The following is a 13,666-nucleotide window of genomic DNA, read 5'->3' on the forward strand; positions in this document are numbered from 1 at the left end:
TCTATAAATTGGATCAGAAACCATGCCCACCCTCACCACCTACCAAACCACCATCATCCCCGACTGGGTCGACTACAACGGCCACCTGCGCGACGCCTTCTACCTGCTGATCTTCAGCTACGCCACCGACGCCCTGATGGATCGCCTGGGCCTGGACAGCAACAGCCGCGAGGCCAGCGGCAACTCGCTGTTCACCCTCGAACTGCACCTCAATTACCTGCACGAAGTGAAGCTCGACGCCCAGGTCGAAGTGCACACCCAAATCATCGCCCACGACAGCAAGCGCGTGCACCTCTATCACAGCCTGCATCTGGTCGGTGAAGCCCAGGAGCTCGCAGGCAACGAACAGATGCTGCTGCACGTGGATCTCGCCGGGCCGCGTTCGGCGCCGTTCAGCGAACAGTCGTTGGACCGCTTGCAAGCCATCGTCGCCGAACAGGCGGACCTGCCAACACCCGGGTACATTGGCCGAGTGATCGCACTACCCCCAAAAAAATAACAAGGAGATCGCCATGAATACCGCCGCTGCATTTGCCGACTTCCGTACCTATCCGTTGATCAGCGCGCTGGCTGGCGTGCAGACCCTGGCGGACAGTGTTCTGGTGAAATGGGCCGACGATCGCGTCAGCCCTTTCCACCATCAATGGCTGCGGGATAACTGCCCGTGCCCGCAATGCGTCTACACCGTGACCCGCGAGCAAGTACTGGAAATCGTCGACGTGGCTCAAGATCTGATGCCCGATAACGCCGGTATCGACAGCGAAGGTTGCCTGTCGGTGGCTTGGCGGGACGGCCACAGCAGCCGCTTCGACCCTGGTTGGCTGCGCGCCCACGCCTATGACGATGAATCCCGCGCCGAGCGTCAGCAGCGCAAGCCGAAAGCCAGGCTCTGGCACAGCGATTTGCAGTTGCCGGTGTTCGAGTATCAAGCGCTGATGAGCGACTCCGACGCCTTGTTGCAATGGTTGTTGGCTGTGCGGGATGTCGGATTGACCCAGGTCCGTGGCGTGCCCACCGAGCCCGGCTCCCTGAAACTGATCGCCCAGCGTATTTCCTTCATCCGCGAGAGCAATTTCGGCGTGCTGTTCAACGTGCAATCCAAGGCCGACGCAGACAGCAACGCCTACACCGCCTTCAACCTGCCGCTGCACAGCGACCTGCCGACCCGGGAGTTGCAACCGGGGCTGCAATTTTTGCATTGCCTGGTCAATGATGCCGAGGGTGGCGAGAGCATTTTTGTCGACGGTTTTGCCATTGCCGACACCCTGCGCCTGGAAGCCCCGGAGGCGTTTAAAAGCCTGTGTGAAATCCCCGTGGAGTTTCGCAATAAGGACCGCCACAGCGACTACCGCTGCCTGGCGCCGATCATCGCTCTGGATGCGTTGGGGCAGGTGTCGGAAATCCGCATGGCGAACTTTCTGCGCGGGCCGTTCGATGCTTCGGTGGAGCAGATGCCCAAGCTGTATCAGGCCTACCGGCGCTTTATCGCGATGACCCGCGAGCCTCGATTCAGGTTGATGCAGCGGCTCAATCCCGGTGAGCTGTGGTGCTTTGACAACCGCCGCACCCTGCATGCCCGCAACGCCTTCGACCCCGCCACCGGGGCGCGGCACTTCCAGGGCTGCTATGTGGACCGTGATGAGTTGTTGTCGCGGATTCTGGTGTTGCAGCGTTAAACCGCGTCATCGTTCTTCGTCGGAACGCCGCCCGGAGCAAGCCCGCTCCCACATTCGATCGCATTCCTCTGGGAGAACTCGGTCAACTGTGGGAGCGGGCTTGCTCGCGAAAGCGGTATATCAATCAACACAAAACCCACTGAATCACAGGCAAAAAAAACCCCGATCAAGCCGTGACAGGATCGAGGCAGAGGGTACTGTTGAGGAGCTGCCGTGCGAGGGTGACCAAACCTTCGTGAAGCAAGCTGAGTCCAGTGTGCCCCCTCCTTTGGCCGGCAAGTTGCCCGAAAGCGACCTGTTCATAGCCAATGCTGCCATTGCGACAATTCGTCCTTGCCGACACCCGGTACCCCTACCAGAATCGAACCACGACACCGTTCCCTGAAGAAGGATTGCGTCATGATGCACGCCGATTTGATAGACCAGGAAGACCTGTTGGGCCAGCTCAAGTCGTTGGGATTCAACGTGCCCACTGGAGCCACCGCCGAGCAGGCTTGCGAGTGCGTGGTAAGGGGCTTGGACGATGCCCGGGCGTATGAACTTCGCAAGATGGTCAAGGAGATGTACACCAGCAGCGCGACGATCCTGCCGGCAGTGCGCCAGGCCATCGACAAACAATTGCTGCCGGCGTTGTCGGAGTACCAGCAAAGCCATCGCGGCTGACAGAAAATCAAAAGATCGCAGCCTTCGGCAGCTCCTACAGTTGAAACACGTTCCCTGTAGGAGCTGCCGAAGGCTGCGATCTTTTAATGGCTTCTCGGCTTAAAGCCTTACGCTAGCGAAAGTCGACTCATTGCGCGCCTGGCTCAGCGCCGACAACGGGCCGGACAACGGCGACAGCACCAATGCTTGCGGCAGCGGCATCATCGCCACTTGCTGGGTGGTGTTGGACCCTACGCGCTCGTCACGCGGCGGAATGCCGAAGTATTCGCGGTAGCACTTGGAGAAGTGCGGCGTGGACACGAAGCCACAGACCGACGCCACTTCGATGATCGACATCGGCGTTTGCTTGAGCAACTGCCGCGCGCGGATCAGGCGCAGCTTGAGGTAGTAACGCGACGGCGAGCAGTGCAGGTACTTCTGGAACAGGCGCTCGAGCTGACGACGGGACACCGCGACATACACCGCCAGTTCGTCCAGGTCGATCGGTTCTTCGAGGTTGGCTTCCATCAACGCGACGATTTCCTGCAACTTCGGCTGGTTGGTGCCGAGCATGTGCTTGAGCGGCACACGCTGGTGATCCTGCTCGTTGCGGATGCGCTCGTAGACGAACATTTCCGAAATGGCCGCCGACAGCTCACGACCGTGATCGCGGCTGATCAAGTGCAGCATCATGTCCAGCGGCGCGGTGCCGCCGGAGCTGGTGAAACGGTTACGGTCGAGGGTGAACAAGCGTGTGCTCATCGCTACACGCGGGAAAGCTTCCTGCATCGCCGCCAGGCATTCCCAGTGCACGCTGCAATCAAAACCGTCGAGCAGGCCGGCGCAGGCCAGGGCCCAGCTGCCGGTGCACACCGCACCGAGGCGGCGGGACTGGCGAGCCTGGCTTTGCAGCCATGACACATGTTCGCGGGTAACAGTGCGCTGGATGCCGATACCGCCGCAGACGATGACCGTGTCCATTGGCGGCGCTTTGTGCATGGAGGCGTCGGGGGTGATCTGCAGGCCGTCACTGGCCCAGACCTGGCCGCCGTCGACGGTGAGGGTGGTCCAGCGATACAGCTCGCGACCGGACAACTGGTTGGCCATGCGCAGGGGTTCCACTGCGGAGGCCAGAGAAATCAGCGTGAAATTGTCCAGCAGCAGAAAGCCGATGGATTGAGGCGCACGGTTCTGGGGTTGAGCCCCGGAGTTGAACGTCGTCATCGCGGTATCTCCTCACACAAAGCGGGTAATGGCCTCAGGCGGAGGCTCTTTTTATCGCCATCGTTCTCGCGTGGGAGACGGGCTTTGTAATGACAGAGCAATTGCCATGCCTAAATTTGAATGCGCGTTCAATAACTCCTAAAAACGACGTCGGAATGTGTCTATATATGTCTTGCAAGGCAGGGGGATTTAAATGGCCATCAGGACTGCAAGCGCCCCGGCCCACAAGCTTTGAGCAATTCGGTAGCACTTGTGGGAACGGCGTTGCGCCGCGGTGGAAAGGAGTGTCACCGCAGGCACGGGTGACAGGCGGTCGAAGGCCGGTTGGCCCTCGATCAGTGGCAAGACGATTTATCTGTGAGCGACGCGCCAAAAGGTGGCGCGTTTTAAACAGGGTGTTCACTTAGCGCGCAGTTTTGACTGGTCTGGCGCTATCGCGAGCAAGCTCGCGATGAAGGCGACGCGGTCTCAGCACTCCACCGCACTAACCGCCAACCCACCCCGCGATGTCTCCTTATATTTGTCATGCATATCGGCACCGGTATCGCGCATGGTGCGGATCACCCGATCCAGCGAAATAAAGTGCTGGCCATCACCGCGTAATGCCATTTGTGCGGCATTGATCGCCTTCACCGCGGCAATCGCGTTGCGCTCGATGCACGGCACCTGGACCAACCCACCCACCGGGTCGCAGGTCAGGCCGAGGTTGTGCTCCAGACCGATCTCCGCCGCGTTGCACAACTGCTCTGGCGTGGCACCAAGAATTTCCGCCAGTCCCGCCGCCGCCATGGCGCAGGCCGAACCGACTTCGCCCTGGCAGCCGACTTCGGCACCGGAGATCGAAGCGTTCTTCTTGCACAGGATTCCCACCGCCGCCGCGCCGAGGAAGTAGTCGACGACATTGGCGTCGGTCACGGCCTCGCTGAACTTCATGAAGTAGTGCAGTACCGCCGGAATGATCCCCGCCGCGCCGTTGGTCGGTGCCGTGACCATACGCCCGCCGGCGGCGTTTTCTTCGTTGACCGCCAGGGCGAACAGGTTGACCCATTCCATGGCGCTCAAGGTCGAGCCGATCACGTTGGGTTTGTTCAGTTCCTGCAGGCTGCGATGCAGCTTGGCCGCACGGCGACGCACGTTCAGCCCGCCGGGCAGGATGCCTTCGTGTTTAAGGCCTTGTTCAACGCAATCCTGCATGGCGCGCCAGAGCTTCATCAGGCCGCTGCGGATTTCATCCTCGCTGCGCCAGACTTTCTCGTTGGCCATCATTAACTCAGCCACGCGCAGCTTGTGCTTTTTACACAGCTCCAGAAGCTCGGCAGCGCTGGAAAAGTCATAAGGCAACACGGTGCGGTCGAGGTCGACGACACCGCTGGAGGCCTGCGCCTCATCGACGACAAAACCGCCGCCAACCGAATAGTAGGTGTCGCGATGCAACTCGCCGTCATCGCCCTCGACAATCAGGGTCATGGCGTTGGGGTGGAATGGCAGGTTCTCGTCGATCAGGCGCATGTCCCGGGCCCAGATGAAGGGCACCGGCAAGCGACTGTCGAGCAGCAGCGTATCGGTCTCGCGCAGGGTGGCGATACGAATGCCGATTTGCGACGGATCGATCGCGTCCGGCCACTCGCCCATCAGGCCCATGATCACGGCATTGTCGCTGCCATGGCCGATGCCGGTGGCCGACAACGAGCCGAACAGCTGGACTTCGACACGCCGCACTTGCTCAAGCAGCCCGCGCTCACGCAGGCCCTGCACAAACAACGCCGCCGCCCGCATGGGCCCCACGGTGTGTGAACTGGAAGGGCCGATGCCGATTTTGAACAGGTCGAAAACACTGATAGCCATTACTGCCGAACTCCTGGATGGGCCCACTGCGCACGCGAAAGCGCACGGTGACGGAGCTGCTACGCTCAAGCTGCAATCCGCCGAGATGACCGCATCATCAAGCTTTTATCCAGTTGTTCGACGTCTCTAACCGACGCACTCATGCCCACCAGCGCCGCGTGTCTTTTACGCTGTGTTTTCGCCGTTTTTTTGCGGTTCAGAGGGGGAAATCGGGCTGAAAAAATCTGTAAACGACGTCACCGACACTGGATGCGACCATCCCTGTACTGGATACGACGCACCCTGTAGGCGTCAGATTTTCACTGGTACATGATCGTATCGACTCGATTGCAAGGCGACGTGGTAGAGCTGTCTCCAGAACGCCATCCAACCGCAACCTATAAGTGCGGTGGTCCAGTCGGAACACTGCCAAAAAAAACACCAAGGAGTCCATCCATGAAAGGTTCCCCGTCGTTGTTGTTGGCCGCAATGCTTAGTCTGCCGGTTCTGGCGCAAGCCGCCGAACCGGCCCAATGCAGCACCGTAAACTTCTCCGATGTCGGCTGGACCGACATCACCGCGACAACCGCAACCACCAGCGTCGTGCTCAACGCCCTCGGCTACAAGACCAAGACCACCATGATTTCCGTGCCCGTGACCTATAAGTCCCTGGCCGACGGCAAGAACATGGACGTGTTCCTGGGCAACTGGATGCCGACCATGGAAAACGACATCAAGGCCTACCGCGATGCCGGCACCGTGGAAACCGTGCGCACCAACCTAAAGGGCGCCAAGTACACCCTCGCCGTCCCTCAGGCGCTGTACGACAAGGGCCTGCATGACTTCGCCGACATTGCCAAATTCAAGAAAGAGCTCGACGGCAAGATCTACGGCATCGAGCCGGGCAACGATGGCAATCGTCTGATCCAGAGCATGATCGACAAGGATGCCTTCGGCCTGAAGACCGCCGGCTTCAAAGTCGTCGAGTCCTCCGAAGCCGGCATGCTGTCGCAGGTCGACCGCGCGCAGAAACGCGACACCGCCGTGGTGTTCCTCGGCTGGGCGCCGCACCCGATGAACAAGCGTTTCAAAATTCAATACCTGACCGGTGGTGATGACTTCTTCGGCCCGGATTTCGGTGCCGCCACCGTGGCGACCAACACCCGCAAGGGTTACGCCCAGGAGTGCAGCAACGTTGGCCAGTTGCTGAAGAACCTGGAGTTCACTGTCGACATGGAAAGCGAACTGATGGGCAACATCCTGGACGACAAGATGAAGCCTGACGCGGCCGCCAAGGCCTGGCTGAAAAAGAATCCACAGGTGCTCGATACCTGGCTCGCTGGCGTGACCACCATTGACGGTAAACCTGGCCTGGAGGCCGTGAAAGCCAAACTGACGCCTTGAATTAGGGAGCATCGTTTATGCCGGGCAGGTTCGCCTGCCCGGGCTGTTAATTACCTTGCATGCGGACGTTCACTACCATGCTGATTGATCAGAAAATACCCCTAGGCCAGTACATCGCAGGCTTCGTTGAATGGTTGACGCAACACGGCGCCAGCACCTTCGACGCCATCGCCGTGACACTGGAAACGATGATCCACGGCGTGACGTTTGCGCTGACCTGGTTCAACCCGCTGGCATTGATCGGCCTGATCGCACTACTGGCACACTTCATTCAACGCAAATGGGGCCTGACCGCGTTTGTCGTTGCCTCCTTCCTGCTGATCCTCAATCTGGGGTACTGGCAGGAAACCATGGAAACCCTCGCCCAGGTGCTGTTCGCCACCCTGGTCTGCGTGCTCATCGGTGTGCCATTGGGCATCGTCGCCGCGCACAAGCCGATGTTCTATACTTTAATGCGTCCGGTACTCGATCTGATGCAGACCGTACCGACCTTCGTGTACCTCATTCCTACCCTCACCCTCTTCGGGCTGGGTGTGGTCCCGGGCCTGATCTCCACGGTGGTGTTCGCGATTGCCGCGCCCATCCGCCTGACTTACCTGGGTATCCGCGATGTTCCGGAAGAATTGATGGATGCCGGCAAGGCCTTTGGCTGCTCGCGCCGTCAGTTGCTTTCAAGAATCGAACTGCCCCACGCCATGCCAAGCATCGCGGCCGGCATCACCCAGTGCATCATGCTGTCCCTTTCGATGGTGGTGATTGCGGCACTGGTGGGCGCCGATGGCCTGGGCAAACCGGTGGTCAACGCACTGAACACTGCTGATATCGCCCTGGGCTTCGAAGCAGGCCTGGCGATCGTACTGCTGGCGATCATGCTCGACCGTATCTGCAAACAACCCGACGCCAAAGTAGGGGGTGATGCATGAGCATTATTCGCTTTGATAACGTTGACGTTATCTTCTCCAAGGATCCACGCGAGGCCCTCAAGCTGCTGGATCAAGGCATGACCCGTAACGAAATCCTGAAAAAGACCGGGCAGATTGTCGGCGTTGAAAAAGCCAGCCTGGATATCGAAAAAGGTGAAATCTGCGTGCTGATGGGCCTGTCCGGCTCCGGCAAGTCCAGCCTGCTGCGCTGCATCAACGGCCTCAACACCGTCAGCCGCGGCAAGCTGTTCGTCGAGCACGAAGGCAAGCAGATCGACATTGCCTCGTGCACCCCGGCAGAACTGAAAATGATGCGCACCAAGCGCATCGCGATGGTGTTCCAGAAGTTCGCCCTGATGCCTTGGCTGACAGTGCGCGAGAACATCAGCTTCGGCCTGGAAATGCAGGGTCGTCCGGAAAAGGAACGACGCAAACTGGTGGACGAAAAGCTTGAGCTGGTGGGCCTGGCCCAGTGGCGCAACAAGAAACCCGATGAGCTGTCCGGTGGTATGCAGCAACGCGTGGGCCTGGCCCGTGCGCTGGCGATGGACGCCGACATATTGCTGATGGACGAACCGTTCTCGGCCCTCGACCCGTTGATCCGCCAGGGCCTGCAAGACGAGCTGCTGGAGTTGCAGCACAAGCTCAACAAGACCATCGTATTCGTCAGCCACGACCTCGATGAGGCCCTGAAACTGGGCAGCCGCATCGCGATCATGAAAGACGGCCGGATTATCCAGTACAGCAAACCGGAAGAAATCGTCCTCAACCCTGCGGACGATTACGTGCGGACCTTCGTTGCCCACACCAACCCGCTGAACGTACTGTGCGGTCGCAGCCTGATGCGCACCCTGGACAACTGCAAACGCATCAACGGTTCGGTGTGCCTGGATCCAGGCGGTGATTCGTGGCTGGACCTGGCCGATGGCAACACCATCAAGGGCGCTCGCCAAAACGGCTCTGTGCTGGACTTGCAGAACTGGATACCGGGTCAGGCCGTTGAAGGCCTGGGTCGTCGACCAACCCTGGTGGACTCGAACATCGGCATGCGCGATGCACTGCAGATTCGTTATCAGACCGGCAACAAGCTGGTGCTGCACGACAACAACAAGGTGGTGGGGATCCTTGGCGACAGCGAGCTGTATCACGCACTGCTCGGCAAGAACCTGGGGTAAGGCAACAGACACAAAAACGCCGCGATAGAATCGCGGCGTTTTTGTTTGAAGAGCAAAGATCAAAAGATCGCAGCCTTCGGCAGCTCCTACCTAAAACGCATTCCCCTGCAGGAGCTGCCGAAGGCTGCGATCTTTTAAGGCTGACGCGATGCCACTGACACACCGCGCCCTTTCACCACTCAGCTATAAACCCGGCCAAGTAGCTGCCGATGGCTTTCAAACTGATCGAGCACGTCACGGGTGATCTGATCCTGGGTGAAGCCCATCAAGTCGTAGTCCTGGCTGCCGTTGTGCAGGTACACCTCGGCGCGATAGAAACGCTGGCGCGCCTCGTCGGATTGCACCGATTCGGTCGGCGTGGCCAGATAGCCATCCAGGCTCACTTCGTAGACGAAAGGGTTGCCCTCTTCCATTTCCACGCGCACGCCCATGCAACGCTTGGACTTACCGAGCAAAGTCTGCACTTGCAGGCCTTGTGCACGCATCTGCGCCGTCGCATCTTCCAGCGCCGGACTCACCTGTTTGTCCATGAAGCGCTGCACCACCGATTGGCTCGGTTGCAGGTCCAGCTGAGTCAAGCGCTCGCTGAAACCTCGACGACCACGTTCGGCCAACTGCGCTTGCTCCTGTTCGATCTGCACGTCCTGGCGCATGGCCTTGTGCAATCCGAACATGAAGAACACCAACACCACCGAAAACGGCAGACCGGCCAGCACCACCATGGTTTGCATGGCTTCGAAGTTGCCGGCGAACAGCAGGCCGATGGTCACCAGGGTGATCACCGCCGACCAGAAGATCCGCAGCCAGTGCGGTGCGTCTTCGTCGACATTACCGCCCTTGCACGAAAGGTTGGCCATCATCACCGCGCCGGAGTCCGCCGGAGTCAGGAACAGCACGAAACCGACAAAGATCGACACGCCGATCACAACCTTCGACGCCGGGTAGTGCTCAAGCAACTGGTAGATCGCCATGGACGGCTGTTCCAGTGCCGTCTTCCCGAGCTCCACCGCCCCATGGTTCATCACCAGGTCCAAAGCCGAGTTACCGAAGATCGACAGCCACGCGAGGGTGAAGCCCAGCGGAATCAGCAGCACGCCGGCTACCAGTTCGCGCACGGTGCGGCCACGGGAAATACGCGCGATGAACATGCCCACGAATGGCGCCCAGGAAATCCACCAGGCCCAGTAGAACAGGGTCCACAGGCCCAACCAGCGGTCGGACTTCTCACTATCGCCCTCGTAGACATAGAGGTCGAAAGTCTTCAGCACCACGCCGTTCAGGTAGTCACCGACGTTCTGTACGAAGCCGTTGAGCAGGTGCAAGGTCGGGCCGAACAACAGCACGAAAATCAGCAGGCCACTGAACAGCACGATGTTCAGGTTGGACAGACGGCGGATGCCGTTTTCCACGCCCGACACGGCAGCGATGGTCGCCACGGTGCTCATCACGATGATCACGATCAGCAGGTTGGTGTTGCTGTGTTCCATGCCGAACAGGTTTTCCAGCCCCGACGACACTTGCAGCGAACCGATCCCCAGGTTCGTCACCAGCCCCAGCAGGGTCACGAACATGCCGAAGCCGTCCACCGCATGCCCGGCCGCGCCCTTGACCCAACGCTCGCCCACCAGCGGATACAACGCCGAACGCAACGCCAGCGGCTGGTTATGCCGGTAGGCAAAGTACGCCACGGCCAACCCCACCAGCGCATAGATCGCCCAGCCGTGCAGGCCCCAGTGCAGGAACGTCAGTTGAACGGCCTGACGGGCGGCAAGGTTGCTGCCGGCCACGCCTTCCGGCGGGTTGAAGTAGTGGTCCAGCGGCTCGGACGCGCCGAAGTACAGCAATGAGATGCCGATACCCGACGAGAACAGCATCCCCGCCCAGGCGCCGTAGCTGAAGTCCGGGGTGTCGTCCTTGCTGCCCAGTTTCAATTTGCCGTAGGACGAAAACGCCAGGCCGACGACGAAAATCAGGTAGGCGGCAATCACCACCATGTAGTACCAGCCGAAGCTGCGGGACAACCAGGCTTGCGCCGTACCCAGCATTCTGCCGGCCTCTTGCGGGGCGATGATCAGAATGGCGGTCAACAACAGAATCAACGCGGTAGAGGTGTAGAACACCCAACCGTTGACCGTCACCTTCTCGGGTGGGGTCTTTATTAGCGAGGCAGAACTCATGGCACAGATGCTCCGGGCAGTGCGAGAGAAGAACGCAAGACAAACGTGTTACCCGACCAATCGGTTAGTGGGCAGCCGACCGGCGGGTGATATAAAGACACCCCGAAAAAAGCCCGAAACCCCTGGAGCGCCGCAGCGCGTAGGTTTCGAGCCGTTTCAGTTGTCGTTTTTTCCGCCACAGCGCGTAGGAAAATTCACAGGCAGCGACGATTTGTCGCAGATCTTATTCTTTGTTGATTGAACGTTCAATCAAAACAAAATAGACTGGCCTTCAACCCGGTAGCCGTACTACGTCCACCGGAAGGCCTAAGGAGATGTGCAAGATGCCCAAGGTCGGTATGCAACCCATCCGCCGCCAGCAATTGATCGAAGCCACTTTGCTGGCCGTCGATCAGGTCGGAATGGGGGACGCCAGCATTGCGCTGATCGCCCGTTTGGCAGGTGTCTCGAATGGCATCATCAGTCACTACTTTCAGGACAAGAACGGCCTGATTGCCGCCACCATGGGGTACCTGATGACCGTCCTGAGCGAGAACGTCACCCTGCGCCGACAGGCGCTGACAGATGACAGCCCGCGGGCGCATCTGCAGGTGATCATCGAAGGCAACTTCGACGCCAGCCAGGTCAATGGCCCGGCGATGAAAACCTGGCTGGCCTTTTGGGCCACCAGCATGCACCAGCCGTCTTTGCACAGGTTGCAGCGGATCAACGATCACCGTCTGTATTCCAACCTGTGCTGCCAGTTCCGCCGCGTACTGCCGCTCAATGATGCGCGCAGTGCCGCCCGAGGCCTGGCTGCGTTGATCGACGGCTTGTGGTTACGCGGCGCGCTGTCGGGAGATGCTTTCGACACCGGGCAGGCGCAACAGATTGCTTACGAATACATGGATACCCAACTGGCCAAGCGGGTGAGTTAGAGCACACATAAACGCTCAACCACCGAACCGCGCCAGCCACTTAATGCTCTTGCGAGGACTTTATGGCCCGTTTCGAACTGCAAAAACTCTACATCGATGGCGCGTACAGCGACGCCAGCAGCGACGCCACTTTCGAAGCCATCAACCCGGCTAACGGTGAAGTCCTCGCAAAAGTGCAACGTGCGACCAAGGAAGACGTCGAACGCGCCGTCGTCAGCGCCGAAAAGGGCCAGAAGATCTGGGCCGCCATGACCGCCATGGAGCGTTCGCGCATCCTGCGTCGCGCCGTGGAAATCCTGCGCGAGCGCAACGACGAACTGGCAGCCCTGGAAACCCTGGACACCGGCAAGGCCTACTCCGAAACCCGCTACGTCGACATCGTCACCGGCGCTGACGTGCTGGAGTACTACGCAGGCCTGGTACCGGCCATCGAAGGCGAGCAGATTCCGCTGCGCACCACTTCGTTCGTCTACACCCGTCGCGAGCCGCTGGGCGTCGTGGCCGGTATCGGCGCGTGGAACTACCCGATCCAGATCGCCCTGTGGAAATCCGCACCCGCCCTGGCGGCCGGCAACGCGATGATCTTCAAGCCAAGCGAAGTCACCTCGCTGACCACCCTGAAACTGGCCGAGATCTACACCGAAGCCGGCGTGCCAAACGGCGTGTTCAACGTCCTGACCGGCAGCGGCCGTGAAGTCGGCACCTGGCTGACCGAGCACCCGCGCATCGAGAAAGTCTCGTTCACCGGCGGCACCGACACCGGCAAGAAAGTCATGGCCAGCGCCTCGAGCTCTTCGCTCAAGGACGTGACCATGGAACTGGGCGGCAAATCCCCGCTGATCATCTGCGACGACGCCGACCTCGATCGCGCCGCCGACACCGCGATGATGGCCAACTTCTACAGCTCCGGGCAGGTCTGCACCAACGGCACTCGCGTGTTCGTCCCGGCCCACCTGAAAGGCGCTTTCGAAGCCAAGATCGCCGAGCGCGTCGCACGCATCCGCATCGGCAATCCGCAAGACGAAAACACCAACTTCGGTCCGCTGGTCAGCTTTGCGCACATGGAAAGCGTGCTGGGCTACATCGCCAAGGGCAAGGAAGAAGGTGCCCGCCTGCTGTGCGGCGGTGAGCGCCTGACCGACGGCGAACTCGCCAAAGGTGCGTTCGTGGCGCCGACCGTGTTCACCGACTGCACCGACGACATGACCATCGTGCGTGAAGAAATCTTTGGCCCGGTAATGGCGATCCTGTCCTACGAAACCGAGGAAGAAGTGATCCGCCGCGCCAACGATACCGACTTCGGCCTGGCCGCCGGTATCGTCACCAAGGACCTGAACCGCGCCCACCGCGTGATTCATCAGCTGGAAGCCGGTATCTGCTGGATCAACGCCTGGGGCGAGTCCGACGCGAAGATGCCGGTTGGCGGCTACAAGCAGTCGGGTGTCGGCCGTGAGAACGGCATCAGCTCGCTGAACAACTTCACCCGCATCAAATCGGTACAGGTCGAGCTGGGCGATTACGTCTCGGTGTTCTAAGACTGAGACCCGTATTGCTCGCGAGGGCCTCTCGCGAGCAAGCCTGCTCCCACAAGGGACCAGTGGCGAACACAGATCCTGTGTACACCAGAGATCAAATGTGGGAGCGGGCTTGCTCGCGAATCGAGTGCGCAGCACTCGTCAGGCCAGACCTGACCAACATCAAAGA

At 60.0% G+C, this 13,666-nt stretch carries 11 protein-coding genes; 8 read left to right on the top strand and 3 right to left on the bottom strand.

The window, feature by feature from the left end; genetic code table 11:
• The first annotated feature begins 22 nt into the window (after window positions 1-22).
• The 3 genes from ACM6G4_RS07965 to ACM6G4_RS07975 all read left to right on the top strand — a co-directional run bounded on the left by ACM6G4_RS07965 (window position 23) and on the right by ACM6G4_RS07975 (window position 2,339).
• Window positions 23-499 carry a thioesterase family protein gene (locus tag ACM6G4_RS07965; protein ID WP_414913436.1) on the top strand — a complete coding sequence of 159 codons (477 nt, stop codon included), beginning with the start codon at window positions 23-25 and terminating at the stop codon, window positions 497-499.
• 13 nt (window positions 500-512) lie between these two features.
• Window positions 513-1,676 (top strand): gamma-butyrobetaine dioxygenase, encoded by a 1,164-nt coding sequence (locus tag ACM6G4_RS07970; protein WP_414913437.1) that lies wholly within the window; start codon window positions 513-515, stop codon window positions 1,674-1,676.
• Window positions 1,677-2,075: 399 nt separating this feature from the next.
• Entirely contained in the window at window positions 2,076-2,339 is a 264-nt protein-coding gene (locus ACM6G4_RS07975; protein ID WP_056726559.1) for a hypothetical protein, read from the top strand.
• Between the two features lie 99 nt (window positions 2,340-2,438).
• On the opposite strand, the gene ACM6G4_RS07980 is transcribed toward ACM6G4_RS07975, so the two are convergent.
• Together ACM6G4_RS07980 and ACM6G4_RS07985 are read right to left on the bottom strand one after the other, a co-directional pair.
• Window positions 2,439-3,542, bottom strand: coding sequence for a GlxA family transcriptional regulator (locus ACM6G4_RS07980; RefSeq protein ID WP_007975492.1), 1,104 nt, complete (start codon window positions 3,540-3,542; stop codon window positions 2,439-2,441).
• A 468-nt stretch (window positions 3,543-4,010) separates the two neighbouring features.
• Window positions 4,011-5,387 (bottom strand): L-serine ammonia-lyase, encoded by a 1,377-nt coding sequence (locus ACM6G4_RS07985; protein WP_414913438.1) that lies wholly within the window; start codon window positions 5,385-5,387, stop codon window positions 4,011-4,013.
• 435 nt (window positions 5,388-5,822) lie between these two features.
• On the opposite strand from ACM6G4_RS07985, the gene ACM6G4_RS07990 reads away from it, so the two are divergent.
• The 3 genes from ACM6G4_RS07990 to choV all read left to right on the top strand — a co-directional run bounded on the left by ACM6G4_RS07990 (window position 5,823) and on the right by choV (window position 8,868).
• Window positions 5,823-6,770 (top strand): choline ABC transporter substrate-binding protein, encoded by a 948-nt coding sequence (locus ACM6G4_RS07990; protein WP_056726557.1) that lies wholly within the window; start codon window positions 5,823-5,825, stop codon window positions 6,768-6,770.
• A gap of 77 nt (window positions 6,771-6,847) precedes the next feature.
• On the top strand, window positions 6,848-7,693 hold the full coding sequence (choW, locus tag ACM6G4_RS07995) for a choline ABC transporter permease subunit (RefSeq protein WP_056726556.1): 846 nt from the start codon (window positions 6,848-6,850) through the stop codon (window positions 7,691-7,693).
• A complete protein-coding gene (gene choV / locus ACM6G4_RS08000; RefSeq protein ID WP_056726555.1) occupies window positions 7,690-8,868 on the top strand; it encodes a choline ABC transporter ATP-binding protein in 1,179 nt (392 codons plus the stop codon). The genes choW and choV overlap by 4 nt, the downstream gene beginning before the upstream one ends.
• 179 nt (window positions 8,869-9,047) lie before the next feature.
• Here choV and ACM6G4_RS08005 read toward each other — a convergent pair whose 3' ends face one another.
• Window positions 9,048-10,988, bottom strand: a complete 1,941-nt coding sequence (locus ACM6G4_RS08005) for a BCCT family transporter (RefSeq protein ID WP_223541379.1) — start codon at window positions 10,986-10,988, stop codon at window positions 9,048-9,050.
• Between the two features lie 380 nt (window positions 10,989-11,368).
• Between ACM6G4_RS08005 and betI the strand changes: the two genes are divergently transcribed.
• Together betI and betB are read left to right on the top strand one after the other, a co-directional pair.
• On the top strand, window positions 11,369-11,962 hold the full coding sequence (gene betI, locus ACM6G4_RS08010; RefSeq protein WP_056726553.1) for a transcriptional regulator BetI: 594 nt from the start codon (window positions 11,369-11,371) through the stop codon (window positions 11,960-11,962).
• 62 nt (window positions 11,963-12,024) lie between these two features.
• Complete coding sequence (gene betB / locus ACM6G4_RS08015; RefSeq protein ID WP_414913439.1) at window positions 12,025-13,497, top strand: betaine-aldehyde dehydrogenase; 1,473 nt, start codon at window positions 12,025-12,027, stop codon at window positions 13,495-13,497.
• Window positions 13,498-13,666: the final 169 nt, after the last annotated feature.

The organism is Pseudomonas sp. IT-P258, from assembly GCF_949767825.1.
In the GTDB taxonomy this organism is placed as follows: Bacteria; Pseudomonadota; Gammaproteobacteria; order Pseudomonadales; family Pseudomonadaceae; genus Aquipseudomonas; species Aquipseudomonas monachiensis.

What these genes read in the sequence shown, in the direction of transcription:
- ACM6G4_RS07970 (WP_414913437.1), top strand. Translation starts at nt 513, where the DNA reads ATGAATACCGCCGCTGCATTTGCCGACTTCCGTACCTATCCGTTGATC.
- ACM6G4_RS07990 (WP_056726557.1), top strand. Translation starts at nt 5,823, where the DNA reads ATGAAAGGTTCCCCGTCGTTGTTGTTGGCCGCAATGCTTAGTCTGCCG.
- choV (WP_056726555.1), top strand. Translation starts at nt 7,690, where the DNA reads ATGAGCATTATTCGCTTTGATAACGTTGACGTTATCTTCTCCAAGGAT.
- betI (WP_056726553.1), top strand. Translation starts at nt 11,369, where the DNA reads ATGCCCAAGGTCGGTATGCAACCCATCCGCCGCCAGCAATTGATCGAA.
- betB (WP_414913439.1), top strand. Translation starts at nt 12,025, where the DNA reads ATGGCCCGTTTCGAACTGCAAAAACTCTACATCGATGGCGCGTACAGC.
- ACM6G4_RS07985 (WP_414913438.1), bottom strand. Translation starts at nt 5,387, where the DNA reads ATGGCTATCAGTGTTTTCGACCTGTTCAAAATCGGCATCGGCCCTTCC.
- ACM6G4_RS07975 (WP_056726559.1), top strand. Translation starts at nt 2,076, where the DNA reads ATGATGCACGCCGATTTGATAGACCAGGAAGACCTGTTGGGCCAGCTC.
- choW (WP_056726556.1), top strand. Translation starts at nt 6,848, where the DNA reads ATGCTGATTGATCAGAAAATACCCCTAGGCCAGTACATCGCAGGCTTC.
- ACM6G4_RS07980 (WP_007975492.1), bottom strand. Translation starts at nt 3,542, where the DNA reads ATGACGACGTTCAACTCCGGGGCTCAACCCCAGAACCGTGCGCCTCAA.
- ACM6G4_RS07965 (WP_414913436.1), top strand. Translation starts at nt 23, where the DNA reads ATGCCCACCCTCACCACCTACCAAACCACCATCATCCCCGACTGGGTC.